This window comes from Corallococcus sp. AB011P (genome assembly GCF_003611605.1).
GTDB lineage: Bacteria > Myxococcota > Myxococcia > Myxococcales > Myxococcaceae > Corallococcus > Corallococcus coralloides.
On the sequence record NZ_RAVX01000007.1, the window covers coordinates 298,646 to 322,455 of the forward strand.

The window sequence follows — 23,810 nt, forward strand, 5'->3', positions numbered from 1 at the left end:
TCATTCCGGGGAGAACGACACGATGCGGATGCGACTCGCGCGGTCCTGCGCGGTGGTGGGACTCCTGGCCCTGACGGGCTGCAAGGACGACCCGAAGTCCCAGCCGGATGCGGGCACTCCGGACGCGGGCTCGGGGGATGACGGCGGCACCTCCGCTGGTCCCACCCTCTCCGAAACGCCGCGCTGGCAGGTGACCGGTGACGGCGCGAACCCCAAGGAGTGCTTCGGCCGCACCGTGGCGGTGGGAGACCTCAACGGAGACGGGCGCAAGGACCTGCTGGTGACGTCCGCGCCCTGCTCGAGCACCCAGACGGACCCTGGCCGCGTGATGGTGTACGCGGGCGAGGCGCGCGACTTCTCGAAGACGCCGGTCACCACCACGCTGACGTGGGTGCACCCCAGCCCCCGCTCCTCCAGCAACCGGATGACGGTGACCACGGGCAACATCGACGGGGACGCGTACACGGACGTGCTCGTCGCCACCGGCTTCGGCGTCAGCGTCTTCAAGGGCGGGCCGGACCTGTCCCAGGTGCTGGCCCAGCCGGTGTTCCGTGCGCCGGACTCCACCACCCTGCGCTTCAGCGGCGCGCGGCTGCTGGACCTGGACGGGGACGGGAAGGACGAGCTCACCGTCTCCACGCTCGACGGGGAGCTCACCGTGTACCGGGCGACGCCGGGAGCACCGGAGGGGGCCTTCACCGCCGTGCGCAAGCTGACCGGCGTCCCCAACCCCGCAGGGGACGTTGACGGGGACGGGGTCAAGGACCTGGCCGTGACCCACGACGACTTCAAGGTGGAGCTCTTCCTGGGGTGCAAGGCGGGCAGCGCCCACGTCTGTGAAGGACCGCTCACCGCGCAGCCCGTGTGGACGGGCCAGGCCGAGTTGTTCGCCGCGCTGCCCGACCTGAACGGAGACGGCCGCTCGGAGGCGCTCCTCCTGCTGGACGGCAGCCAGCGCCTGCACCTGTCCGACGCCGCGGGCCCGGGCTACGCGCCGCAAATCACCTGGCAGCCCATGGACGACGCGGCCTTCCCCCTCTTCGGACAGGCCTTCATCACCTTCAACAAGACCGTCGTCTCCGCGGGCTCCATGGTGGAGGGTGGCACGGGCCACGACTTCGCCATCGGCGCTGTCGGCCGCGTGTACCTCTTCCGCCCCACCGCGAACGTGTCCGGCCCGCTGGAGCCGGTGTGGGCGTGGCCGCGCGCCAACCGGCTCGACCCCCGGACGTCGCTGGGCACCGACTACCTGGGCATGGCCTCCGCGGGCGACCTGGACGGGGATGGGTACGACGACCTGGTGGTGGGCGTGTCCCCGGGACTCAGCGGCACGCCCGCGGGCACACCCTCGGGAGGCGACGGCGAGTCCGCCCTGGGCCGGGTGATGGTGTTCGGCGGCGGCGCGGTGCCGGACTCCCAGGAGCCCGCGCCCGCGCTGATGCCCACGAAGACGTGCAACCTCCAGGTGGATCCGGTGAACGGCAAGCCGGACCTCACGGTGGACCGGGACGTCATCGCCCGCTCGCTCTACATCGACCGGCGCTCCTTCACGGCGGACTCGTGTGAGGTGCGCGAGGGCTGCGTGCCCGCGGGCGGTGAGCGGCGCCTTTTGCGCTTCACCACCTCCATCATGAACATGGGCACGGGCCCGCTGGTGGTGCCTTCACCGGAGGAGCGCCCGGACCTCTTCGTCTACGACGAGTGCCACCAGCACCACCACCTGACGAACTTCGCCGGCTACGACCTGAAGGACGCGGCGGGTAACACGACGTCCGTGGGGCGCAAGCAGGGCTTCTACATGATCGACTTCACCCAGTACTGCGCGGACGGGGAACCCTACAGCTGGTACGACCCGGGCACGGGCATCTCGCCCGGCTGGTCGGACGTCTACACCGCGGACCTGCCCTGCCAGTGGCTGGACGTCACCGACACCCCGGACGGCGAGTACACCGTGCGCGTGGGCGTGGATGAGAACCACATCGTGGACGAGGCCGACACGCTGCCCAACGAGGTCACCGTCAAGGTGCGCTTGACCGGTGACACGGTGACCGTGCTGCCCTGAAACGGGAAAATCCCGCCGCGAAACGCCGTCCGGTGAAGGCCGCGTGCAATGAGCGGCCCTCCTGGGCGTAGAGTGCCTGACGCGGCCCGCCCGCCGGGGACCTTCCCGGTGCGGTGGGCCGCATGGCTTCCAGCGTGAAGAGGTGGTTTCGTGAACTTCCGGGTCGACGTGTGGGAGGGCGCGCGCATCGCGCTGACCTCGCTGCGCTCCAACCGGCTGCGGACGGTGCTCACCACGGTGGGCATCGGCGTGGGCGTGTGCACCCTGCTGGCCATCGTCGGCATCATCCAGGGCTTGAACAGCTCGTTCTCGGACCAGCTCAGCAAGATTGGCTCCAACACGCTGCAGGTGTCCAAGTTCCCCTGGGTGATGAACGGGGACTGGTGGGCGTACCGCAACCGCAAGAAGCTCTCGCTGGACCTGGTGGAGCCCATGCGTGCCGCCTCCGAGCACGTCATCGCGGTGGCCCCCATGATGTTCGTCAACGCGGAGGTGTCCTTCCAGAGCCGGAAGCTCGCCTCCGTGCAGACCATGGGCACCAGCCCCGACTACGCGATGACGTCCTCCGTGGAGATGGGCCAGGGGCGCTTCCTCACGCAGGCGGACGTGGACAACCGCTCCGCCGTCGTGGTGATTGGCGCGGAGATAGGCAAGGTGCTCTTCCCGGGCATCAACCCGGTGGGCCACCGCATCCTCGTGGACCGCCGCCCCTACCGCGTCGCGGGCGTCATCGTGGAGCGCGGCACGCTGCTGGGGCAGAACGTGGACCTGGTGGTGATGCTGCCGTACACCGCGTTCCAGGGGCACTTCGGCACCCAGCGCGACGTGACCCTGGTGCTCGCGGTGGACCAGCAGGAGAACGTCCCCCGTGTGCAGGACCGGCTCACGGAGACGCTGCGCCGTGAGCGCAACACCAAGCCCGGCGCGCCGGACGACTTCGCCATCAACCGGCCGGACCAATTGGCCAACATGTACGCGCAGCTCACCGGCGCGCTCTACGGCGCGGCCACCGGCGTCGGGCTCATCACGCTGCTCGTGGGCGGCATCGGCATCATGAACATCATGCTGGTGTCCGTGCGCGAGCGGACGCGCGAGATTGGCGTGCGGCGGGCGCTGGGCGCTCGCAAGCACACCATCATCCTCCAGTTCCTCATGGAGGCGGCCAGCGTGTCCGCGGTGGGCGGCGCGATGGGCACCGCGGTGGGCATGAGCCTCGCGTGGCTGGTGAACTACCTCACGCCCCTGGCGGCGGCGGTGCAGCCCATGACGGTGGTGCTGGGCGTGGGCTTCTCCGCGGTGGTGGGCCTGCTGTTCGGCATCTGGCCGGCGGCGCGCGCCGCGAACCTGGACCCCGTGGAAGCGCTCCGCCACGACTAGGCGCGAGCGGGAGACCTGACCATGTGGATGGCTTTCTGGGACACGGTGCGGCTGGCGTTTGGCACGTTCCGCTCCAACCCCCTGCGCTCCTTCCTCACGCTCTTGGGCATCGTCATCGGCGTCACCACGGTGGTGTCCATGATGGCCCTCATCGAGGGCCTCCGGAACCAGGTGAACGAACAGATGTCGGACCTGGGCAGCGACTGCTTCCAGGTTCAGCGGCTGCCCTTCGGCCAGGGTGAGCTGTCCATCGCGGAGCTCGCGCGCCGGCCGCGCTTCACCTACGCGGACCTGGACGCCATCCGCACGCAGCCCTCCATCTCGCAGGCCGCCGGCGAGGACTCCAAGGGCGGCCAGAAGGCCTCCACCGCCGACCGCGAGTCGCGTCCCAACGTGAACGTCTGGGCCGGCACGGCGGAGTACTTCAACACCAACTCGGTGAGCCTCGCCACCGGGCGGCCCTTCACGGACGCGGAGTTCGTGGACGGCCGGCGCGTGGCGGTGATTGGCCAGGACCTGGCGGACACGCTGTGGCCCGGCCTGGACCCCCTGAACCGCGAGTTCCGCCTCCTGGGCCGCACCTTCCAGGTGGTGGGCACGCTCAAGCGCCGGGGCGGGTTCCTGGGCGGCGGCAGCCAGGACAACCAGGCCATGATTCCGCTGTCCACCTTCGCGGGCATGTTCGGCGTGCGCGACTTCCGCATCAGCATCCAGGCGAAGTCCCCGGAGGTGCTCCAGCGGGCCCAGGATGAAGTGACGCTGCTCATGCGCCGCCGCCACGGGCTCAAGCCGACCGAACCGGACGACTTCTTCCTCTACAACAATGCGTCCGCCACGGAGATGTTCAACAGCCTCTCCGCGGCGGTGTCCGCGGCCAGCTTCGGCGTGTGCATCCTGTCGCTCCTGGTGGGCGGCATCGGCATCCTGAACATCATGCTGGTCGCCGTGACGGAGCGGACGCGGGAGATTGGCATCCGCAAGGCGCTGGGGGCCAAGCGCTACCGAATCCTCGCGCAGTTCGCGCTGGAGGCGGTGGTGCTGTCGCTGGTGGGCGGCGCGGTGGGCGTGGCGCTGGGCGTGGGCCTGGCGCACCTGGCGCGGTGGATGATCAACCTGCCCACGGAGGTCCCCATGTGGTCCGTGGTGGTGTCGCTGGTGATGAGCTGCGGGGTGGGGCTGGCGTTCGGCATCTACCCGGCGGCGCGCGCGGCGAAGCTGGACCCCGTGGAGGCGATGCGCACCGAGTAGCACGCGCTCATCCGAGCATGGCGCATGAGAAGGCCCCGACCCGGCATGAAGCGGGTGGGGCCTTTTTTCATCACGGTCGTGGCCGGCCCGGGACTACGGGCAGGGGTACGTACAGGTGATCTGCCCGGAGATGGGGTTCTTGAAACACTGGGGCGTGCAGTCCTGCGCGTCGGCGGAGGACGGCGTGGCGGCGATGCCCAGGCCCATCACGGTGGCGGCGGCGGCGAGGACGAAGGCGATGCGACGGACGTTCTTGCGAGCCTGCATGGTGTCGTCTCCCTGCGATGTGTTGGCGCTGCACGGAGCACTCTAGGGACCGGGGCTGACAACGCCACTGGCGAGATTGCAGGCACGCGCGCACGCGCGGAGGGCGGGGCGCCAAGGCGCCGCACGCGGGAAGAAATTTGAAACACCGATGCGGCGAAACAATGCGTCAACGACTGGGCGTGGGGGTGCGACTCCACTGATAGCCCACCGTCGCTCCGCTGCCGATGAGCGAGAACGCGAGGTACTGGCGCAGGAAGTCCAGCCGTTCGCTGGTGCCGGCCAGGTGGCGCAGGCCTTCATGCGCGGCGAGGCCCAGGAGCATTCCCACGGTCGCACCGCCGAGCGCGCCCAGGTACGCGTGGCCGCGATCCTGGCTGTCGCCGAACGCGACCTCGCCCATGCCCCAGGTGCCGAGCGCGGCGATGGGCGGCGTGACGACCATGGCGGCGCCGAACGCGCCCACCTCCAGCTCCATCCACCGCCCTTGCGGATAGGAGGGATGCACGAAGAGGAAGCGCCCCGGAAGCGACGCGAGCACGGTGCCCGCGGCGGCCTCCGCGGCGCTGGCGCCCAGGCGCGTGTCACCGCCCACGCGGGTCGCGGCCCAGACGGTGCCCAGGGGCAGCAGCGTGACACCGCCATGCGCGGCCCAGGTGCCGGCGGACAACGGTGCCTCCGTGTAGGGCTCGCCGTGCGGAATGAAGGGCCGCAGCGGACGGGGTGGCACGGCGGGAGGCGGAGGATCCGCGTCCAGGAACGGCGCATCCAGGACGGTGGGTCTCAGCGGAGGCGGCGGAGGTTCAGGCGCGGGTGACGCGGGCGTATCCGCGGCGCTCGATTCATCCTGAGGCGCGGGCGCGTCCGGCGTGGGCGTCTGCTCATCCCGAGGCGCGGATGAGACATCCCCCGCGGGCGGCACGTCCTGCCTCCACACGGAGGCGGACGCGGCCGGTGCCCCCAGCAGGCCCACCCACAGGAGCGCTGCGTACGCGGGTGCCATCCCCTGTCGCCCCATGCCGTGTCCGTCCTCCTGTGCATCCGCTGTCCGCACCCAGCAGTGCGCACGCGGCGCGTCCAGCACCACCGGGCTCGGGGGTCATGGGGCTCAAGCGTCGGCGGGTGGACGGTGTCCGTGTCCATCCACACGCTTCCTCCACTCGGAGACACACGGCGGATGCGGAAGGGCGGGGGCTGCCATAGCTTCCGGACCGTGCGGTTGGTCTGGCCCATCCTGCTCGCCCTGCTCGCCGCGGGGTGTCCCTACCCGAACCACCGACAGGACCTGCGCCTGCGCGCGTTGCCGGAGGACCCGGCCGCGAGGGAGATCGCCATCGAGCAGACGATGGGCGTCCCGATGCAGCCCGGCAACGGCGTGGAGCTGGTGCAGAACGGTCAGGTCTTCGACGTCATCGAGGAGGAGATCCGCGCCGCGCGCTCCAGCATCCACATCGCCAGCTACATCTGGCGTCCGGGCATCCCGTCGGACCGGCTGCTCATCGCGCTGCGCGAGCGGGCCCCCGGTGTGCAGTGCCGGGTCATCGTGGATCCGCTGGGCAGCGTGAACTTCGAGGCCGTGGCCCCGGTGCTCGCGGACGCGGGCTGCGACGTGCGCATCTACCGTCCCTACCAGGGCGCGGTGACGTCCCTGGACGCGGTGAGGATCCGCGCGCGCATGCACCGCAAGATGGTCATCCGCGACGGCGAGGTCGCGCTGACCGGCGGCTTCGGCATCTGGCGCAGCTGGCTGGGCAACGGCGACGCGGCGGAGACCTGGCGCGACACCAACGTGAGGGTGCGGGGCCCCGTCGTGCGAGGCATGCAGCTCGCCTTCGCGCAGAACTGGCAGGAGTCCGGCGGCGCCTTCCTGCCCCCGGAGTCCTTCCCGGAGCTGGCGCCCGCGGGCGGCGCGCGGGCCCTCTTCGTCGCCAGCACGGGACACCGCTTCCTGTCGGAAGCCACGAAGATGTGGCTGCTGCCCATCGCCGCCGCGAAGCACCGGCTGTGGATCGCCAACTCGTACTTCATCCCGTCGGAAGCCATCAGCGACATGCTCATCCTCAAGGCGCGCGAGGGCGTGGACGTGCGGGTGCTGGTGCCCGGCCGCTACCACGACGTGAAGCCCGTGCTCAACGCGCAGCGGGCGTCCTACGCGAGGCTCCTGGAGGCAGGCGTGCGCATCTACGAGTACGAGATCTCGATGATGCATTCCAAGACGCTGGTCGCGGACGACACGCTGAGCATCGTGGGCTCCACCAACCTGGATCCGCTGGCGCTCAGCCACACCGACGAGGCCTCGGTGATGGTGGAGGATCCGGTGTTCGCGGAGGAGCTGGCGAAGTCCTTCGAGGTGGACCTCACGCACTCGGCGGAGGTCCACTGGCACGGCTGGAAGCGGCGGGGCCTGCTTCAGAGGCTGGGCGAGCAGCTGCCGTGGTTCATCAGCGACTTCCTGTGAGCTCACCCCGCGAGGTCTGGAGCCCCTGGCCGCCTGCCTGTCCGGCTGACAAGGAACACCCGGTGTGGGAAGGCCGCCAGGGCCAGGGCGCGTTGGTTTCTTCATGCCTTCGATTCGACCGTTCCGTGCTGCCCTGCTGTCGTTGACCGTGGCCCTGCCGGTGTTCGCGGCCGGGCCCGCCGTGTGGGGTGAGGGGATGATGGTGAAGGTGCGGCCGGAGACCGCCGCCCGGAGCGCCACCGAGGTGCGGCTCACCGCCGCGCGCAACGAGTTCGTCTCCTTCCAGGTCGCGCTGCAAGGCGGTGACACGGGGCTGAAGGGCGTGCGCGCGAACCTGCCCTCGTTGGAAGGGCCCGCGAAGCTGACGGGGCCGGACGTGACGCTGTACCGCGAGGCGCTGGTCACCACGAAGCAGGCATCGGTGGCGGGCGAGTCCGTGGGCGCGTGGCCGGACGGACTGGTGCCGGACACGGACGAGATCGCCGGAGAGACGCGAAGCGCCTTCCCCTTCGACGTGCCAGCGAATGAGGCACGGGCCCTCTGGGTGGACGTGCACGTGCCGGAGGACGCACCGCCCGGCGACTACATGGGCACGGTGACGGTGGAGGCGGACGGAGGCTTCCAGCGGCAGGTGACGGCGAGGCTGACGGTGGTGGACGCGGCATTGCCGAGCACGTCCTCACTGCCGTCCGCGTTCCTGCTCTGGCCGCCGCACGTGTGCCGCGCGCACACGGGCCGCGAGGACTGCACGCCGGAGGAGCTGCAGCCGCTGCTCACGCGCTACCAGCGGATGGCGTTGGAGCACCGCTTCACGCTCTCCAGCCTCTTCCCGCGCAAGCCGTGGCCGCCGGAGTGGAGCGCCTTCGACGCGACGTGGGGACCGTACCTGGAGGGCACGGCGCCCAATCGCCTGCAAGGCGCGCGGATGACGAGCCTGGAGTACGTGGGTCCGCTCGACGCGGCGAACCTGAAGGACTTCACGGCGCACATGAAGGAGAAGGGCTGGCTGGACCGGGCCTACGTGCAGCTGGGGGACGAACCGCCCTACGGCACGCCCTTCGCTCAGGTGCAAGCGACGGGAGAGCTGGTGCGCCAGGCTGCGCCCGGGCTGCGCACGCTGCTGACGACGAACTCGCGCGAGCTGAAGGCCAACGGCCTGGAGGGCACGGTGGACACGGTGGTGCCGCTGGTGAACCACCTGGACGGCACGGACGCGAACTTCCAGGGCGACCAGCGGGGGACGTACACGAACTTCCTGGAGCGTCCTGGAACGGCGTTGTGGATGTATCAGAGCTGCATGAGCCACGGCTGTGCGTATGGGACCAACGCGCCGGAGAACCAGCCGGGCGCGGGCTGGCCGTCGTACATGCTGGACCGGTCGGCGGCGAAGGCGCGCGCGATGGAGTGGGTGACGTTCCTGGAGGGCGCGACGGGCGAGCTCTACTACCAGTCGGTGGGCATGCTCTCCACGGCATGGTCGGACCAGTACCGCTTCAACGGCAACGGGGACGGGACGCTCTTCTACCCGGGCACGCCGGAAGCCATCGGTGGCAAGACGGACGTGCCGGTGGCCTCGCTGCGGCTCAAGCTCATCCGTCAGGGCATGCAGGACTACGAGTGGCTCAAGGCGGTGAGTGACGCGGGAGACCCGGACTTCGCGCGCAAGGTGGCCAGGGACCTGATCCCGGCCGCGTCGCGAGTGACGGACGACGGCGCCGCGTTCGACGCGGCGAGGCTGAAGCTCATCCAGCGTTACGAGGAGCTGACCGCGACCCAGACGCCGGACACGCAGCAGCCGGGAACGGGAAGCCCCGCGGACGGAGGCACGGGGCCCAAGCCGGATGAAGCCGCGGGAGGCCCATCGAAGGGGTCGCCCGGCTCCACTTCCGATGTGGCGCCGGCCGCGGTCGGTGACGCGCAGGCGGGAGGCTGCACCACGGGCGGAGGCGGCACGGCGGCGGTCGCGGGGGGCCTGTTGTTCGCGGCCTGGGCGCTCGGCGGCATGCGTCGTCGTCACGCTCGCGTGACCGTGCCCGCGCGGAGGAGGTAGGCGCGGGGGCAGGCGTAGCGCGCCTGCCGCAACGCGCCAAGACAGCAGCCCCTCTCTGCCGGAGGCACAGCGCACGAACCTGTCCGACAGTCGGACAGGTTTCGGAAGACCGGGGCCCGGACCCCCGGTCCTGGTAGCCAGGTCGGGCCCGTGTCGGACGGGGGAGGTACAAGACTGGCTGCCTGCCCGGATGCGCCGCGTGGGCCCGGGCCGTCATGCTAGAGGGCGTCGCATGATCACGGACGTGGTGAAGCGAGCCGTCATCCGCGAGGCGCGGCCCGAGGACGACAAGGCGATTGGCGAGCTGTTGGTGGACGCCTACGTCACGCAGTACGCGAAGCACCTGCCGGAGATCGTCTACTCCGACGAGCGCAAGGCGTTCCTGCGAGACATCGCCTCCCGGCGCAAGGTGTGCACCATCCTGGTGGCGGAAGTGGACGGAGAGATCGCGGGCACGGTGGCCCTGTATCCGCCCGGCGCGCCCGGCACCGAGGCCTGGCTGCCTCGCACGGCGGACCTGCGCGCCCTGGCCACCGCGGTGCGCTTCCACGGCCAGGGCCTGGCCCAGCCGCTGCTGGCGGAGACGGAGGTCCTCGCGAAGCGCTGGGGCGTGGACGCCATCTCCCTCCACGTGCGCCAGGGGGTCGTGGGCGTCGCGCGCATGTACCAGCGCCGGGGCTACCAGCGTGTGCCGGAAGGCGACATGGACCGTCGTCCGGAGGTGTTCCTGGAGGCGTACCTGCTGCCCCTGAAGTGACGCATGTCAGGCGGGGACGCGTTCATCCGTGGATTGCGCATCCCGTCTGACGCCGGAGGGTCCGCGAACGCTCGCGTGACCCGGGCACCGGAAGGGATCGCGCGCCGGAGTCGTGGCGTGCGCCCTGCCCCGGAAGGGGCGCCGGTCGGTACGCCGACCCCCACCCCGGTGTTCCCACCATGATGATTCCCATTCCCGAGCAGTCGCTCGTGCTGCTCCTGGGCCCCTCCGGTTCCGGCAAGTCCACCCTCGCGAACGCGCACTTCCTCCCCGAGGACGTGCTGCCCGGCACGGGCAACGAAACGAAGCTCCACGACGAGGTGGCGCGAAGGCTCGCGAAGGGCACGCTCACCGTCATCGACGGCGTCCCCCTCAGCGCCGAGTCACGCCGTCACTACGTGACCCTGGCACGCGAGCACCACGTGGCCCTGGTCGCGGTGGCCATGGACACGCCGGAAGCGCTCTGTCTGGAGCGCAACCGCACGCGCTCCGGGTCGCACGCCAGTCCCCGGGCCCTGCGCAATCAGTTGCAGCAGCTCCAGAACGCGCTGAAGGGGCTGACGAAGGAAGGCATCCGGCACGTGCACGTGCTCACGCCGGAGACGGTGGGCGCGGTGGCCTTCGAGCACCGCCCGCTGCCGAGCCACCGCCAGGACGAGCACGGCCCCTTCGACATCATCGGAGACATCCACGGCTGCTTCACCGAACTGAAGGCCCTGCTGACGGAGCTGGGCTACACGGTCGCGCCGCGAGCGGACGGAGCCCCCGGCTTCGACGTGGGCACGCCCGCCGGGCGCAAGGTCGTGTTCCTGGGCGACCTGGTGGACCGGGGGCCCGGCGTGGTGGACGTGCTGCGGCTGGTGATGGGGATGGTGGAGGCGGGCACGGCGCTGTGCGCGCCGGGCAATCACGAAATCAAGTTGCTCAAGAAGCTGCGTGGCAAGGACGTGCGCGTGGCGCGCGGGCTCGCGATGACGCTGGAGCAGTTGGAACGTGAGCCGCCCGGATTCTCCCAGGCGGTCGCCGACTTCATCGAAGCCCGTTCGCCGCACTACGTCCTGGACGACGGCCACCTGGTGGTGGCGCACGCGGGCCTGAAGGAGTCCATGCACGGCCGGGACACCCCGGAGGTGCGCGACTTCGCCCTCTACGGAGAGACCACCGGCGAGGCGGACGCCTACGGTCTGCCGGTGCGAGCCGACTGGGCCCGGGACTACCGGGGACCGGCGACGGTCGTGTACGGCCACACCCCCGTGCCTGAAGCCGAATGGGTGAACAACACCCTCTGCGTGGACACGGGCTGTGTGTTCGGAGGGAAGCTGACCGCGCTGCGCTATCCGGAGCGTGAGCTCGTCTCCGTGCCCGCGCAGCGTGAGTACTGGAAGTCACGGAGCCACGCGGCTCCGTGACCCTCCGGGAAGATGTCAGGCCGCCGCGGCGGTGACGCCGCCCACGCTGCGGCGCGCCGCCTCCATGCAGTCGCCCAGGAAGCGCAGGTAGCAGTCCAGACCGCGCGAGCCGAACGACGCCAGCCGCCGGCCTTCCTCGGGATGGGTGCTCAGCATCCCCTCCATCATCCGCTCGTTGAGCGCGGTGTGGCCCACGTCCACCTCCGCGTGCTCGCGCAGGAAGGTGAGCGTGTCCAGCGTCCCCTGTCCCAGCACCTCGCGCACGCGCGCCAGGATGCGCGGCACCAGCACCACCGCCAGGTAGCCCACCTCGTACTCGATGGCGGCCTGGCCCAGCGGCAGGTCGCCGGTGATGGCCTCGTCGTGCACCTGCCGGTACTCGCGCATGGCGGCCGTGGGCGCCTGGGTGACCAGCGCCTCCGCGTCCAGCTGCTGCGAGTGGCTCGCGTTCCACTGCGCCGTCAGCACGCGAGCGTCCTGGAGGGTCATCAGGTGATGGCCGGCCTCGTGCTTCGCGTGGGTGATGAGCTGCCGGCCCACCTTCTCCTGGCCCAGCGCGATGCAGCGCTCACCGGCGCTGCGGATCCATCCGTCCACGGGCTCGGTCATGTACGCGCCCCGGGCGGACCACTCGATGAGGAAGCGCGCCATCAGGTCCGGCGTGATGTCCGGCGACAGGAGCGTGCGCACGACGGGCTCCGTCTCCAGGCGGGCGCGGGTTTCCATGGCGTGCGGCAGGTACTGCGTCTGGATGAGGCTCATGACAGCTCCTTCTGGGGGTGGGAGAGCGGACGGGGCGCCGTCTGCTCATGGATGTGCTCCAGGAACTCGGGAGCGAGGTCTGCGGGGATGAGCCACAGGTAGGGCTTCGCGTCGGGCGCGGCGTCATGCAGGCCCGCGGCCTCCACGTCGCCAGCCTCTTCAGCCAGGAAGGTGAAGCCGTCGCGGCCCCGTTGGGCGAACCAGCGGCGAGCCCCATCCATCAGCGCCGGATAGGCCTGCCGGGCACGCGGCGACAGCGCGAACACCCGCACGGAGTCCAGCAGCCCGAAGGGATTGGTGCCGGGAGACCCCGACTCCAGGACGGCCACCGCCACCGGCTTCGCGCCCTCGCGAGCGACCAGCAGATGCCGCTCGCGCTCCAGGCCCACCGCCTGCCAGGCCCGCGTCACGTCCCGCAGGTCCAGCGTCTCCAGGCGCAGGTCCAACGCCTCGGCGTAGCAGGCAGGGCGGGTGAGGGCGATCCGCTCCACGAGCAGCCGCCGCTCCGCCTCCGTCGCGGGCCCCAACTCCAGCCCCGTCGACGGCGGGGCAGGGGAATGGCCACACTCGACGTCAATCATTCGCATCGGCAGCATCAGCGTCCGCCCCGTCGCCGCCATGCGCTCGGCGAAGCCGACGTGCGAGCGGTACGTGAAGGGCACGGTCGATTCGATGTACGCCGCGAACCACCGGAACCCGCTGTCCCGCTGCGCGTGCTCCACACAATGCACGTACAGCTCACGCAGCATCTGGCCCTTGAGGCGCTCGAACCGTGTGGCGTCCTGACGCCGCGCCAGCTGGTGCACCATCCACACGGAGCGGTAGGGCTTCATCGCGGAGAGGGTCGCCTCCAAGCCACGCTCGGAAGGCCACACCACCTCGGTGAGGACCGAGCCCATCGAACCGGCCTGGCGGCCCAGCTCGATGAAGCTCCGCCGTCGCGACTCGAAGTCCTCCACGGACCTGCCCGCCAGGTTGAAGTAGCCGGAGTCGATGAACAGCCGCCACTGCTCCTCCACCCGCGCGCCATCGGTGCAAGTCGTCGGATGAAGGGCCCGCGCCACCAGCGCCTGCCATCGCTCCGAGTCCTCGGCGGTCAGCGGCGTCACCAGGAGCCCGCACTGGAGCTCCCCATCGGTGCGGTCCGACACATGGCGCACCTCCCCGCGCAGCGACAGGACCTCACCCGCCGCCGTGCGCAGCTCGATGGGCTGGAGCACCCGGCCCGGCGAAAGGCGTTCCCCGGTCCCCAGCCGCAGCGCCATCCCATGCAGGGACACATCCACCGCGTCGCGCTCCCGGCCCAGCCACCCTGGCAGCGGCAGGCGCACGCTCAGGTCCAGAGGCGCGGGAGCCCGCCGATGCGCCCGGCGGCGCACCTGGATCAACTGACGAGGCAGCGGCGTCACCCACGTCCCCGGCTCCGCCGGCTCACCGGACAGGAGCATCCGGTAGACGCAGCCATGGCCAAACACCTCCACCTCCCACGCGTCCGCGCCCGGATCCACCGTCAGCCCGGACCAGTGGAGGACTCCGCCTTCCAGCTCCAGCGTCTCCAGCCGCAGCGGCGACGCCATGTCTCCCCGTCGCAGCAGGGCGGACGAGCCCATCGCGGCGGCGGTGGCGAGGATGATGCGGATGCGCTCGGAGTCGGTGACGTCCCACCGGATCCCCCATTCCAGGACCGGTGCCTCGGACAACGGACGCAGCTGTGCGCGAGCGAAAGGCGCTCCCACGGTGGACTCTCCAGATGAATGACGTCGGGGGGCGCGCGAATCCTCCGGGGCTCCCGTGGATCCGCGCTTGAACGGGATACGCAACCGGACCTTGGGCCTGGTCGTTCAATCCCGCCGGAAGCCCTCCTCATCCGAAGGTCACGGGTGGGTCACTTCGATGGAGTCGGCCCCGGCGCGCTCCCGGCGGTCGTCGGCGTGCCGCCCGTGAGACGGAAGATCCGGTGGGGAGAAAGGATGAACTTCCGCTCCGGGCCTTGCGTCTTCAGGGTCCACGCCGCACGCCGGGGAGGGGTGTTCAGCAGCCGCGCCAGCACGGCCCGCGCGGGCTCCCGGGTCACGGCTTCCAGGGTGACCCGGCTCTCCAACGGAAGCCCGGCCGTGCTCCCCAGCTCGACCTGCGTCCCGCTCTGCTTCGAGACCTCCGCGCAGAGGAGCCGGAGGAGCTCTCCCAGGGAGCGCTCCTGGCGGGGCAGGGTGAGGGGCGTCTCCAGTGGAGAGCCCTGCTCGGGCGTGACGTGCCAGAGTCCTCCCGCCTGAACCAACCGGAAGCGCGGGGCCTCCTTCCCGGCCTGCTGCGCGAGCAGCCGCGTGAGGACCTCCTCCTGGAGTTTGGCATCCGTCCGGGTGGCGTCCGTGACGGCATAGGTCAGGGTGATGGAGCCCTTCGGCGCGGGCCTGTCGGGCGGCTCCTCATAGGTGATGCCCCACCCCTCGCGGGTCTCCAGCTGCTTCACCGCGGCGGCGAGCGGCTGGGGCACGTCCTGGACGGTGAGCTGGACCTCCTCGCTCCAGGCAGTCCTTCCAGCAATGCAGACAGACAGCAGCATGGCGGCGCGAATCCCAGACTTCATCATGGACAGGGGCATGGCCTGACTCCTTTTGGGTGAAAGCTTAGCAATCGCTATGCCGTCTGGAACCCGCTGGGATTCCTCGCGGATGGGGTGCCTCCCCGCCTGGGACCGCGACAGTTTGTCATGGTGCTCCCCAGAAGCCTGTCAGATGTGCCCCGAGGCGCCGGGCCGGCTCCCGGAATGCCTTTCCAGCCTTAATCGAAAATCCATACGCAGATGGTAAATTCAGGAAAGATCTTGAAAAGCTTTGAGCCCATTTGGTAGGGGTTGGGAATCACTGACAAGTGGGAGGGATTGCCAATGAAGCGGTTGCTGACCGTCGTTGCCTCGATGTGCATGCTGCTGGGTTCCACGACTGTCCTCGCGGAGGGGCCGGCGTCCGGGAGTGGGACGTCGTCGCGGAAGGAGGGGATGGCGGCGCGTGCCCAGGCGCTGCTCGCTCGCATCCAGGCGGAGGGGCTCGTCTCCGTGACCCTGAGGGCCCAGGACCCCGTGGACGTAGGGTTGTTGCGGCTGGTGTCCCAGTTCGATGGGACGCTTCCGGGCACGGCGGAGGCCCGGGCGCTGCTCGCGCTCCGTCCCGTGACGGCCCGTCCGCTGTCCATCCTGGCTGGAGGGACGCCGTCCTCGTCCGGGGCGCTGCTGGAGGACATCTATACGGTGACGGTGCGCAACCTCACCTCGGCGGACTGGTTCGACATCGTCGTCTTCTACAAGCGGGTCGGCCTGTCGGGCGTCGTCTACCTGGAGGCCTTCGATGTGCAGCCGAACGCCGCGCCGGTCTTCCAGATGGGGGTCTGCTCCCAGATGGAGAGCTACGTGGTGGGCTTCTTCATCGGGGATGACCTGGTGGCGCAGATCCCCTCCTCGGGCAACATGACGCCGACGCTGGCGAGCATCTACAACCCGTCGGACATCGAGCCCTGCGCGGACTCGTGGTCCATCGCGGACTGAGGCCGCGGGCCCTGGATGGGTGATGGGCGGCGGCACGCGCTACACAGGTGCCGCCGCGCTTCCCGGGCAAAGGGAGTGCGTCCACCGGACACTCCCCCCTCACGCCAAGGCACTGAAGCCAAGAAACCTCCTGGGTTTCATGTGACAGAAGAGTGCCCCCACGGTGGGAAACGTGCGGATGCCCCGGGTCGGGCTTACCTTGCGGGACCCATGTCCCTCCGCAAGGACTTCATCGAGCGCGCCATCGAGCAGTTCGTCGCCGCCATCGCCAGCATCCTCAAGGCCCGGAAGGAGAAGCGGTACGGGGACGCACGCGCCCTCATCCGCGACACCTCCCTCACCGTGCTGGGCATGGAGTACGGCGCGCTCGTCCTCGCGGACGCCGAGTCCACCTCTCGCCTGCTCGGCACCGCCTCGCGCGTGCGGATGCTCGCGAAGCTGGTGCGAGAGGACGGCGAGCTGATGCGCGAGCAGGGCGACCCCCTCACCGCGGACTCGCGCTTCCTGCTGTCGCTGGAGCTGTACCTGGAGGCCATCTCGCTCGGCCTCAACCCGGACACCGAGGACGCCACCGCCATCGCGGAGCTGCGCACCCTCACGGATCTCTCCGCGCTGTCGGAGCGGCACCAGCGGATGCTCTCCCAGGCCTGACGAAGCGCGGCGCGCACGTTCGCGCACCCACGCATCGGTCGGGTTTACGACACAGCAACCTGGGGAGATCCATCGCTTCCGATCAGGCGCGGACACGGTGACGCTCCCCGCCTTGCCCTGGCTTCCGGGGTTGCGTCTATCCTTGCCGCCCATTTGTCACGCAACACCGGGGGGGTGCGCGTGTCCTTTGTTCGGTTACCCGAGAGCGTGGTCTCTTGTCGCAACCTCGTGGGCGGAGAGTGGGTCTCTCCGTCCGGAGCGTCCGCGCAGGAGGTCCGCAGTCCATATACAGGCGCGCTCATCGGCCGAGCGCCGCTGACGACCGCCTCCGGTGTGGCCCAGGCCGTGGAGGCCGCGAAGGTCGCCGCGCAAGGCTGGCGCGTCACCCCGCTGCGGGAGCGCACCCAATTCCTGCAACGCTTCCGCACGCTGCTGGAGACGCACCTGGAAAGGCTCGCGCACCTGGCCGCGAGCGAATCCGGCAAGACGGTGGCGGAGGGCCGCGCGGGTCTGCTCAAGGGAATGGAGGTCTGTGATTTCGCCCTGTCGCTCCAGAACCTGGATGGCGGAGCGCACCTGGAGGTGAGCCGGGGCGTCACCTGCGAATACCGCCGCGAGCCCCTGGGCGTCGTCGTCGGCATCACGCCGTTCAACTTCCCCGCGATGGTGCCCCTGTGGCTGTTCCCCATCGCCGTCACGGTGGGCAACGCCTTCATCCTCAAGCCATCGGAGAAGGTGCCGCTCACCGCGACCGCCATGGGCGAGCTGATGGTGGAGGCCGGCTATCCGCCGGGAGTCTTCTCCGTGGTGCACGGCGCGAAGCCCGCGGTGGACGCGCTCTTGGAGCACCCGGACGTGAAGGCGCTGGCCTTCGTGGGCTCGTCCCCGGTCGCGAGGCACGTCTATGTAGAGGGCAGCCGCCACGGCAAGCGCGTGCTGGCGCTGGGCGGCGCGAAGAACCACCTCATCGTCGTGCCGGACGCGGATCCAGAGCTCACGCCACAGGCGGTGGTGGACTCGTTCACCGGCTGCGCGGGCCAGCGCTGCATGGCGGCCAGCGTGATGCTCGCGGTGGGAGACGTGCAGCCGCTGGTGGACGACATCCTCCGGCGGGCATCCCGTCTGGAGGTCGGCCCGGGCATGGGAGCGCTCATCGACCGGGGCGCGGTGGACCGGCTGGAGACGGCCATCGCCAGGGCCCAGGCGGACGGGGCGCGAGTGCTGTTGGACGGGCGAGGCAAGCGGCCCGCGGGTGAGGCCTACGCGAACGGCCACTGGCTGGGGCCCACGGTGCTGGACGGCGTACGTCCGGAGATGGAGGCCGCGCGGCGCGAGCTGTTTGGCCCGGTGCTCTCCATCGTGCGGGTTCCCACGCTGTCGGCGGCGCTCGCGGTGGAGAACGCGTCGCCCTATGGCAACGCGGCGTCCATCTTCACCACCAACGGCGCGGTGGCCCAGTCGGTGGTGGAGGGCGCCAGGGCTGGCATGGTGGGCGTGAACGTGGGCGTGCCGGTGCCGCGCGAGCCCTTCTCCTTCGGCGGCACGGGCGAGTCGAAGTTCGGCCACGGGGACATCACCGGACCGTCGAGCCTCGACTTCTGGAGCCAGCTCAAGAAGGTGACGCGCAAGTGGTCCACGCGCACCGACGGCTCCTGGATGAGTTGACGTCGCTGCTTCGCCCATTCCCAGACATCTGTCTTTTCCCACGCGCCCCGCGAGGAGGGTGCACCCATGGCTGACAAGAAGCCGGTCAATCACATCCGTCTCACGTCCCATCCCGATGGCCAGGCACCCGGAGTCCCCCTGCGCTGGGGCGAGTCGGAGCCGCTGCGCCGGGGCCCGGTGGTGGCCACGCTCTCCGACCCCGCGAACCGCAACGTCATCGGCACGCACTCGGGCGCGTACTCCATCTATCGCGCGCTGGCGGTGTCCGCGGGCAAGCTGCCGCAGGACCACAAGGCGGACCTGACCAACACCTCGCCGGCGGCGCAGGTGGGTCCGCATCCGGCGTGGAGCGACCCCAAGCGCATCGTGTCGCTGGACCCGTGGGGCGCGGTGGCGTCGCAGGTGTTCCGCGCCTACGCCGAGCAGGGTGTGGACTACCGGCCCACCATCGCCGTCACCCGGGCCCACATCAACATGCCGGAGGTGCGCGAGGCCATGGCCGCCGGGCGCCTGAAGGTGGACGGCGACCTCGTCGCTGCCAACGGTGACGTGAAGGTCGTGAAGGCCGCGGTGGAGCCCGTCTGGTACCTGCCCGGCATCGCCGAACGCTTCGGCCTCACGGAGGGCGCGCTGCGCCGAGGCCTCTTTGAGCACACCGGAGGCATGTACCCGGAGCTCATCACCCGCCCGGACCTGCACGTCTTCCTGCCGCCCATCGGCGGTCTGTCGCTGTATGTGTTTGGAAACATCAACTCGCTCGCGGACCGGGACGTGCCGCTGGCGGCGCGGGTGCATGACGAGTGCAACGGCTCGGACGTCTTCGGCAGCGACATCTGCACTTGCCGGCCCTACCTGGTGCACGGCATCGAGGAGTGCGTGCGGACGGCGCAGCAGGGCGGGGTGGGGCTCATCGTCTACCACCGCAAGGAGGGCCGCGCGCTGGGTGAGGTGACCAAGTTCCTGGTCTACAACGCACGCAAGCGCCAGGAGGGCGGAGACTCCGCGGCCACGTACTTCCACCGCACGGAGTGCGTGGCGGGCGTGCAGGACATGCGCTTCCAGGAGCTGATGCCGGACGTGCTGCACTGGCTGGGCATCACGCGCATCCACCGCTTCATCTCCATGAGCGACATGAAGCACGACGCCATCGTGCGCTCGGGCATCGAGATTCTGGAGCGGGTGCCCATCCCGGACGGGCTCATCCCGGCCGACGCGAAGGTGGAGATGGAGGCGAAGAAGGCCGCGGGCTACTTCACGCGCGGGCCGGTGGCGGACGCGGGGGAGCTGGCGCAGGTGAAGGGACGGGACCTCGATGCTTGACGCGATCCGGGTGCAGGAGGTGTCCCCCACGGTGGCGTGGCTGCGCAGCCCGGCGGCCATCCGCGAGCGCTGTCACCAGGTGTTGGACCTGGGGCTCGCCGGCCGGCTGGAGTACTTCAGGGTGGAGCCGTCCCGGCTGCCCACGGTGGTGGACCGGGTGCTGGCGGTGACGCACGAGGCGTACCCCCGCCTGGACATCCCGGTGCACAGCCGCTGGAGGCACTTCGACGCGGGAGGAGTGCCCAGGCTCGCGCAGCTGGAGGCGAGGCTGGCCCCGCTGCCGCCGGAGGAGCGAGCCAGGGCGAAGGTGGACCTGGGCGTGGTGAGCGTGCTGCTGGACGCGGGCAGCGGGCCCGCATGGCGCTACCAGGAGCCCGGAGGCGCGTCCTACGTGCGCTCGGAGGGACTGGCGGTGGCGTCGCTGCGCATGTTCATGGCGGGCGGCTTCTCCTCGGATCCGGACCGGCCGCTGCGCGCGGACGCGGAGGCGCTGGGCCGCATGACGCGCGAGCATTTGGAGCGCGGCTTCCAGGTGTCGGAATCCAATCCGCTCCTGGGTGTGGAGGGGCGGCTGCACCTCATGCAGGCGCTGTCGCGCGTGCTGCCCAGGCCGGGGACGCTGTTCGACATGCTGGCCGCGCACCGCCGCAGCGTGCGAGCGGCGGAGGTGCTGGGCACGGTGCTGGAGGTGCTGGGCCCCATCTGGCCGGGTCGTACGACGGTGGACGGAGTGAACCTGGGAGACGTGTGGCCGCATCCAGCGCTCGGGCCACCCGGGAGCGCGGACGCGCTGGTGCCCTTCCACAAGTTGTCCCAGTGGTTGGCGTACTCGCTGGTGGAGCCGCTGGCGGAAGCGGGCGTGACGGTGACGGAGCTGGACGCGCTCACCGGCCTGCCGGAGTACCGCAACGGAGGCCTCTTCGTGGACCTGGGCGTGCTGGTGCCGCAGGACCCCCGCATGACGACGGAGGTCTACGGACCGGGGGACCCGCCCATCGTGGAGTGGCGGGCGCTGACGGTGGCGCTCTTGGACCGGGTGGCCGCGCTGGTGCGAGGGCGTCTGGAGTTGAGCGCGGAGGAGCTGCCGCTGGCGAAGGTGCTCCAGGGCGGCACGTGGACGGCGGGCCGCCGGGTGGCGGCGGAGCTGCGCCCCGGCGGCGTTCCGCCCATCCGCATCCGCAGTGACGGCACGGTGTTCTGAAACCCAAATCCAAGAGGAGGACGCATGGACTTCCCGAACTGCACGGTGGTGGATCACCCGCTGGTGAAGCACAAGCTGACGGTGATGCGCAGGACGGACACGAGCACGGCGTCCTTCCGGGCGCTGCTGGAGGAGATCTCCCTCCTGCTCGGGTACGAGGCGCTGCGAGACCTGAAGCTGCGCGAGGAAGAGATTGAAACGCCCATGGCGCGCACCACGGGCTGGGCGCTGGACGGCAAGAAGCTGGTGCTGGTGCCCATCCTGAGAGCGGGGCAGGGCATCCTGGACGGCCTGCTGCAACTCGTCCCCTCCGCGCGAGTGGGCCACATCGGCCTGTACCGCGACCCGGAGTCCCTGAGCGCGGTGGAGTACTACTACCGCGTGCCCGCGAACCTGGAGGACCGCGACGTCATCGTCTGCGACCCGATGCTCGCGACAGGCAACTCCGCGGTGGCGGCGCTCCAGCGAGTGAAGCGAAGCCGCCCGGGCTCATTGCGCTTCGTGTGTCTGCTCGCGTGTCCGGAGGGCCTGACGAACCTGCGCGAGCACCACCCCGACGTGCGCGTCTTCACCGCCGCCATCGACGAGAAGCTGGACTCGCACGGCTACATCCTGCCCGGCCTGGGCGACGCGGGAGACCGCCTCTTCGGCACGAAGTCGGTGGACTGACTAGTCTCGATTTGCAGGATTGACGGTGAGACGTGAATCCTTCATGTCTCACCGCATGAAGACCTCCCGTTTCGCGTCCGCGTTGATGGCATTGGGGTTCCTCGCCTGTGGTGGAGCGCCGGATGAGGTAGCTGTCCCCGGCGTCCAGACCCAGGAGATCATCGGCGGAGGCATCGCGGCCCGGTACGAGTTGCCCCATCAGGTGCGCCTCCACGTGGCGGGAGCGTTCACCTGCGGGGGCACGCTCATCCGGGCCGGTTGGGTGGTGACGGCCGCCCACTGCGTCCAGGGCGTCACGCCCGCGTCCATGCGCATCTACGCGGGAGACCTGCGGCTGGGCGCGGTGGAGGCGGACGAGCAATACCGAGCGGTGTCGCGCAAGGTGATGCACCCGTCCTACGACGGGTGGGCCCACGACGTCGCGCTCCTCCAACTCGCCCAGCCCTTCAACCTGTCACAGGCGGTGCAGACGCTGACGCTGCCGGATGCGCCCGCGCCCATGGGAGTGCCGTACGTCGCGAGCGGCTGGGGTCGCACGCCGACAGCGCCCACCTCCGATGCGCTCAAGCGCGTGAGCCTGAGCATCACCTCCACGGCCACCTGCCGCGACATGGTGGGAAGCGACTACGTCAACGGCGCGATGCTGTGCACGGCGCCGAGCGCCACCGCGAACGTCTGCACCCGGGACGATGGCGGACCCCTGGCCTTCAACGGGAAGTTGTATGGGATTGTGAGCGCGTTCGGCTCCAACCAGTGCAACACGTTCTCCATGTTCACCAACGTGGCCACGTACACGCCGTGGCTCCGCTCCGTCATCAACGGGACGTGATGCACCGAGCCACGGCGGTTTCACGCCTTGGCTCTTGAGAACCGGGAAAGACGGATTTAAACGTTGAGCGGTCTAAACGTTTTTGTCCATTTCCCGGGAGTCCAGGCATGCGCGCGTCGTGGCGGTCCACCCTGATGGCGGTGATGTTGGGCGCGGTCTTCGCGGAAGGAGTGGAGGCGGCGGAGCCCGGCGCGCAGCACTGGACGGAGAACCTTTCCGCCGGAACGGGCACGTCGGAGCTCGTGGGCACACGAGACGGGCTGCTCTACGAACCCAACGCCGTGATGCGCCGTCCCGAAGGCCTGAGCCGGCTCACGGGCCTCTTCGAGTTCCCGGCGCGCAAGCTCGATCAGCCCGTGGACACCTTCCGCCCGCGAGTCCAGGCGGCAGTGGGCCTGGGACAGAGCGTCGAAGTGGACGTGCGCGTGAGAACCCCCGGAGGAGCCTGGAGCGAGTGGCGCACCGCCACCGGAGACGAAGCCGTGCGCCTGCCCCGTTCGGGCACGGAGGTGCAGGTGCGCCTGGCGCTCATCGCGGACGAGCGAGGCCTCGGTCCGGTGGTTCAGGAGGTGGGCCTGGAGGGCTGGCGCGAAGGAGGCACGGAGGAGGGGCTCCAGACGCTCGCGCCGCTGACCTACCGCGTCTACGCCACCCGTGAGGGCCTGGTGGGAGGCACGACGGCGAACGGCCACGTCATCAAGACGAACGACCGCTTCGTGGCGCTGCCATCGCGGCGAGGGCTCGCGTCGAACGGAGGCTCCGAGTACCAGGTGCGCGTCTGTTATTCGAAGACGGCGAAGTGCGCGACGACGTCCGTCTGGGACGTGGGCCCGTGGAACACGAAGGACGACTACTGGAACCCGTCCAGCGTGCGCGAGATGTGGAAGACGTTGCCGCAGGGAAAGCCGGAGGCGCAGGCGGCGTACCAGGACAACTTCAACGGCGGGTTGGACCAGTTCGGTCGCCGGCCGGCGAACCCCGCGGGCATCGACCTCGCGGACGGGACGTTCTGGTTGGACCTGGGCATGTCGAACAATGACTGGGTGGACGTGACGTACCTGTGGACGTCCGGCGGTGGTTCGTCGACGGGGCTGGTCATCGACAGCAACAACGCGAACAACGACCAGTCCAAGGGCTACATCCAGCTCACGGGCACCAGCTGGGCGTCCTCCACGAACGTGGCGGGCTACTACGGCACCAGCTACCTGGTGTCTCCGGGCGCGGCGGTGTCGGAGCCGGCGACGTTCTGGTTCTACCTGTCCGCGGCGGGAACGAAGACGGTGGACGCGTGGTGGACGGCGGCGAGCGACCGCTCCACGGCCGCGCCCTTCATCGTCACGAACGCCTCCGGCACGCAGCTGGCGAACGTGAAGGTGAACCAGACGGTCAACGGCGCAAGGTGGAACACGCTCGGCACGTGGAGCTTCCCGGCGGGGTGGAACAAGGTCCAGCTGAGCCGTTGGGTGACGGCGGGGACCTACGTGGTCGCGGACGCCATCCAGGTCCGTTAGGCCTCATGGACGCACGGGTTGTCCGGGCGATAGAAC

20 protein-coding genes are annotated in these 23,810 nt (G+C 70.1%); 15 read left to right on the top strand and 5 right to left on the bottom strand.

What is annotated here, in order from left to right; translation table 11 throughout:
* Positions 1-22 precede the first annotated feature (22 nt).
* The 3 genes from D7X30_RS21160 (at position 23) to D7X30_RS21170 (ending at position 4,687) form a co-directional block, all read left to right on the top strand.
* Positions 23-2,062 carry a lysyl oxidase family protein gene (locus tag D7X30_RS21160; protein ID WP_120564744.1) on the top strand — a complete coding sequence of 680 codons (2,040 nt, stop codon included), beginning with the start codon at positions 23-25 and terminating at the stop codon, positions 2,060-2,062.
* A 150-nt stretch (positions 2,063-2,212) separates the two neighbouring features.
* Positions 2,213-3,439 (top strand): ABC transporter permease, encoded by a 1,227-nt coding sequence (locus tag D7X30_RS21165; RefSeq protein ID WP_120564745.1) that lies wholly within the window; start codon positions 2,213-2,215, stop codon positions 3,437-3,439.
* Between the two features lie 21 nt (positions 3,440-3,460).
* The gene (locus D7X30_RS21170) at positions 3,461-4,687 is read left to right on the top strand and encodes an ABC transporter permease (protein ID WP_120564746.1); all 1,227 of its coding nucleotides are present in this window, start codon (positions 3,461-3,463) and stop codon (positions 4,685-4,687) included.
* A 93-nt stretch (positions 4,688-4,780) separates the two neighbouring features.
* On the opposite strand, the gene D7X30_RS42355 is transcribed toward D7X30_RS21170, so the two are convergent.
* Positions 4,781-4,954 (bottom strand): hypothetical protein, encoded by a 174-nt coding sequence (locus D7X30_RS42355; RefSeq protein ID WP_167508051.1) that lies wholly within the window; start codon positions 4,952-4,954, stop codon positions 4,781-4,783.
* Positions 4,955-5,120: 166 nt separating this feature from the next.
* Entirely contained in the window at positions 5,121-5,969 is an 849-nt protein-coding gene (locus D7X30_RS21175; RefSeq protein ID WP_147443261.1) for a hypothetical protein, read from the bottom strand.
* A 195-nt stretch (positions 5,970-6,164) separates the two neighbouring features.
* Between D7X30_RS21175 and D7X30_RS21180 the strand changes: the two genes are divergently transcribed.
* The 4 genes from D7X30_RS21180 (at position 6,165) to D7X30_RS21195 (ending at position 11,625) form a co-directional block, all read left to right on the top strand.
* Positions 6,165-7,409, top strand: a complete 1,245-nt coding sequence (locus tag D7X30_RS21180) for a phosphatidylserine/phosphatidylglycerophosphate/cardiolipin synthase family protein (protein ID WP_120564789.1) — start codon at positions 6,165-6,167, stop codon at positions 7,407-7,409.
* 103 nt (positions 7,410-7,512) lie between these two features.
* A complete protein-coding gene (locus tag D7X30_RS21185) occupies positions 7,513-9,459 on the top strand; it encodes a DUF4091 domain-containing protein (RefSeq protein WP_120564748.1) in 1,947 nt (648 codons plus the stop codon).
* A gap of 232 nt (positions 9,460-9,691) precedes the next feature.
* On the top strand, positions 9,692-10,216 hold the full coding sequence (locus D7X30_RS21190; protein WP_120564749.1) for a GNAT family N-acetyltransferase: 525 nt from the start codon (positions 9,692-9,694) through the stop codon (positions 10,214-10,216).
* A gap of 179 nt (positions 10,217-10,395) precedes the next feature.
* Positions 10,396-11,625: an AAA family ATPase gene (locus tag D7X30_RS21195; RefSeq protein ID WP_120564750.1), complete on the top strand. Its 1,230-nt coding sequence runs from the start codon at positions 10,396-10,398 to the stop codon at positions 11,623-11,625.
* Positions 11,626-11,640: 15 nt separating this feature from the next.
* Here D7X30_RS21195 and D7X30_RS21200 read toward each other — a convergent pair whose 3' ends face one another.
* The 3 genes from D7X30_RS21200 to D7X30_RS21210 all read right to left on the bottom strand — a co-directional run bounded on the left by D7X30_RS21200 (position 11,641) and on the right by D7X30_RS21210 (position 14,989).
* Complete coding sequence (locus D7X30_RS21200) at positions 11,641-12,387, bottom strand: hypothetical protein (protein WP_120564751.1); 747 nt, start codon at positions 12,385-12,387, stop codon at positions 11,641-11,643.
* Positions 12,384-14,123, bottom strand: a complete 1,740-nt coding sequence (locus tag D7X30_RS21205) for a PilZ domain-containing protein (protein ID WP_120564752.1) — start codon at positions 14,121-14,123, stop codon at positions 12,384-12,386. Before D7X30_RS21205 ends, D7X30_RS21200 begins: the two co-directional genes overlap by 4 nt.
* Before the next feature lie 149 nt (positions 14,124-14,272).
* Complete coding sequence (locus D7X30_RS21210) at positions 14,273-14,989, bottom strand: hypothetical protein (protein ID WP_120564753.1); 717 nt, start codon at positions 14,987-14,989, stop codon at positions 14,273-14,275.
* A 285-nt stretch (positions 14,990-15,274) separates the two neighbouring features.
* Between D7X30_RS21210 and D7X30_RS21215 the strand changes: the two genes are divergently transcribed.
* From D7X30_RS21215 to D7X30_RS21250, 8 genes are all read left to right on the top strand, one after another.
* Positions 15,275-15,928 (top strand): hypothetical protein, encoded by a 654-nt coding sequence (locus D7X30_RS21215; RefSeq protein WP_139917158.1) that lies wholly within the window; start codon positions 15,275-15,277, stop codon positions 15,926-15,928.
* A 210-nt stretch (positions 15,929-16,138) separates the two neighbouring features.
* Positions 16,139-16,579, top strand: a complete 441-nt coding sequence (locus D7X30_RS21220) for a hypothetical protein (RefSeq protein ID WP_120564755.1) — start codon at positions 16,139-16,141, stop codon at positions 16,577-16,579.
* Between the two features lie 180 nt (positions 16,580-16,759).
* On the top strand, positions 16,760-18,244 hold the full coding sequence (locus tag D7X30_RS21225; RefSeq protein WP_120564790.1) for a CoA-acylating methylmalonate-semialdehyde dehydrogenase: 1,485 nt from the start codon (positions 16,760-16,762) through the stop codon (positions 18,242-18,244).
* Between the two features lie 66 nt (positions 18,245-18,310).
* Positions 18,311-19,564, top strand: a complete 1,254-nt coding sequence (locus D7X30_RS21230; RefSeq protein ID WP_120564756.1) for a GTP cyclohydrolase II — start codon at positions 18,311-18,313, stop codon at positions 19,562-19,564.
* On the top strand, positions 19,557-20,765 hold the full coding sequence (locus D7X30_RS21235) for a URC4/urg3 family protein (protein WP_120564757.1): 1,209 nt from the start codon (positions 19,557-19,559) through the stop codon (positions 20,763-20,765). The genes D7X30_RS21230 and D7X30_RS21235 overlap by 8 nt, the downstream gene beginning before the upstream one ends.
* Positions 20,766-20,789: 24 nt before the next feature.
* Positions 20,790-21,434 carry a uracil phosphoribosyltransferase gene (gene upp / locus D7X30_RS21240; RefSeq protein WP_120564758.1) on the top strand — a complete coding sequence of 215 codons (645 nt, stop codon included), beginning with the start codon at positions 20,790-20,792 and terminating at the stop codon, positions 21,432-21,434.
* 55 nt (positions 21,435-21,489) lie between these two features.
* A complete protein-coding gene (locus D7X30_RS21245) occupies positions 21,490-22,263 on the top strand; it encodes a trypsin-like serine protease (protein ID WP_158619311.1) in 774 nt (257 codons plus the stop codon).
* A 107-nt stretch (positions 22,264-22,370) separates the two neighbouring features.
* The gene (locus D7X30_RS21250; protein ID WP_120564760.1) at positions 22,371-23,774 is read left to right on the top strand and encodes a hypothetical protein; all 1,404 of its coding nucleotides are present in this window, start codon (positions 22,371-22,373) and stop codon (positions 23,772-23,774) included.
* The last annotated feature ends 36 nt before the right edge of the window (positions 23,775-23,810 follow it).

Excerpts from the sequence above, each read along its gene's own strand:
- D7X30_RS21160 (WP_120564744.1), top strand. The coding sequence starts at position 23 with ATGCGGATGCGACTCGCGCGGTCCTGCGCGGTGGTGGGACTCCTGGCC.
- D7X30_RS21195 (WP_120564750.1), top strand. The coding sequence starts at position 10,396 with ATGATGATTCCCATTCCCGAGCAGTCGCTCGTGCTGCTCCTGGGCCCC.
- D7X30_RS21250 (WP_120564760.1), top strand. The coding sequence starts at position 22,371 with ATGCGCGCGTCGTGGCGGTCCACCCTGATGGCGGTGATGTTGGGCGCG.
- D7X30_RS21220 (WP_120564755.1), top strand. The coding sequence starts at position 16,139 with ATGTCCCTCCGCAAGGACTTCATCGAGCGCGCCATCGAGCAGTTCGTC.
- D7X30_RS21185 (WP_120564748.1), top strand. The coding sequence starts at position 7,513 with ATGCCTTCGATTCGACCGTTCCGTGCTGCCCTGCTGTCGTTGACCGTG.
- D7X30_RS21245 (WP_158619311.1), top strand. The coding sequence starts at position 21,490 with ATGAAGACCTCCCGTTTCGCGTCCGCGTTGATGGCATTGGGGTTCCTC.
- upp (WP_120564758.1), top strand. The coding sequence starts at position 20,790 with ATGGACTTCCCGAACTGCACGGTGGTGGATCACCCGCTGGTGAAGCAC.
- D7X30_RS21210 (WP_120564753.1), bottom strand. The coding sequence starts at position 14,989 with ATGCCCCTGTCCATGATGAAGTCTGGGATTCGCGCCGCCATGCTGCTG.
- D7X30_RS21230 (WP_120564756.1), top strand. The coding sequence starts at position 18,311 with ATGGCTGACAAGAAGCCGGTCAATCACATCCGTCTCACGTCCCATCCC.
- D7X30_RS21190 (WP_120564749.1), top strand. The coding sequence starts at position 9,692 with ATGATCACGGACGTGGTGAAGCGAGCCGTCATCCGCGAGGCGCGGCCC.
- D7X30_RS21170 (WP_120564746.1), top strand. The coding sequence starts at position 3,461 with ATGTGGATGGCTTTCTGGGACACGGTGCGGCTGGCGTTTGGCACGTTC.
- D7X30_RS42355 (WP_167508051.1), bottom strand. The coding sequence starts at position 4,954 with ATGCAGGCTCGCAAGAACGTCCGTCGCATCGCCTTCGTCCTCGCCGCC.
- D7X30_RS21215 (WP_139917158.1), top strand. The coding sequence starts at position 15,275 with ATGAAGCGGTTGCTGACCGTCGTTGCCTCGATGTGCATGCTGCTGGGT.
- D7X30_RS21235 (WP_120564757.1), top strand. The coding sequence starts at position 19,557 with ATGCTTGACGCGATCCGGGTGCAGGAGGTGTCCCCCACGGTGGCGTGG.
- D7X30_RS21175 (WP_147443261.1), bottom strand. The coding sequence starts at position 5,969 with ATGGGGCGACAGGGGATGGCACCCGCGTACGCAGCGCTCCTGTGGGTG.
- D7X30_RS21200 (WP_120564751.1), bottom strand. The coding sequence starts at position 12,387 with ATGAGCCTCATCCAGACGCAGTACCTGCCGCACGCCATGGAAACCCGC.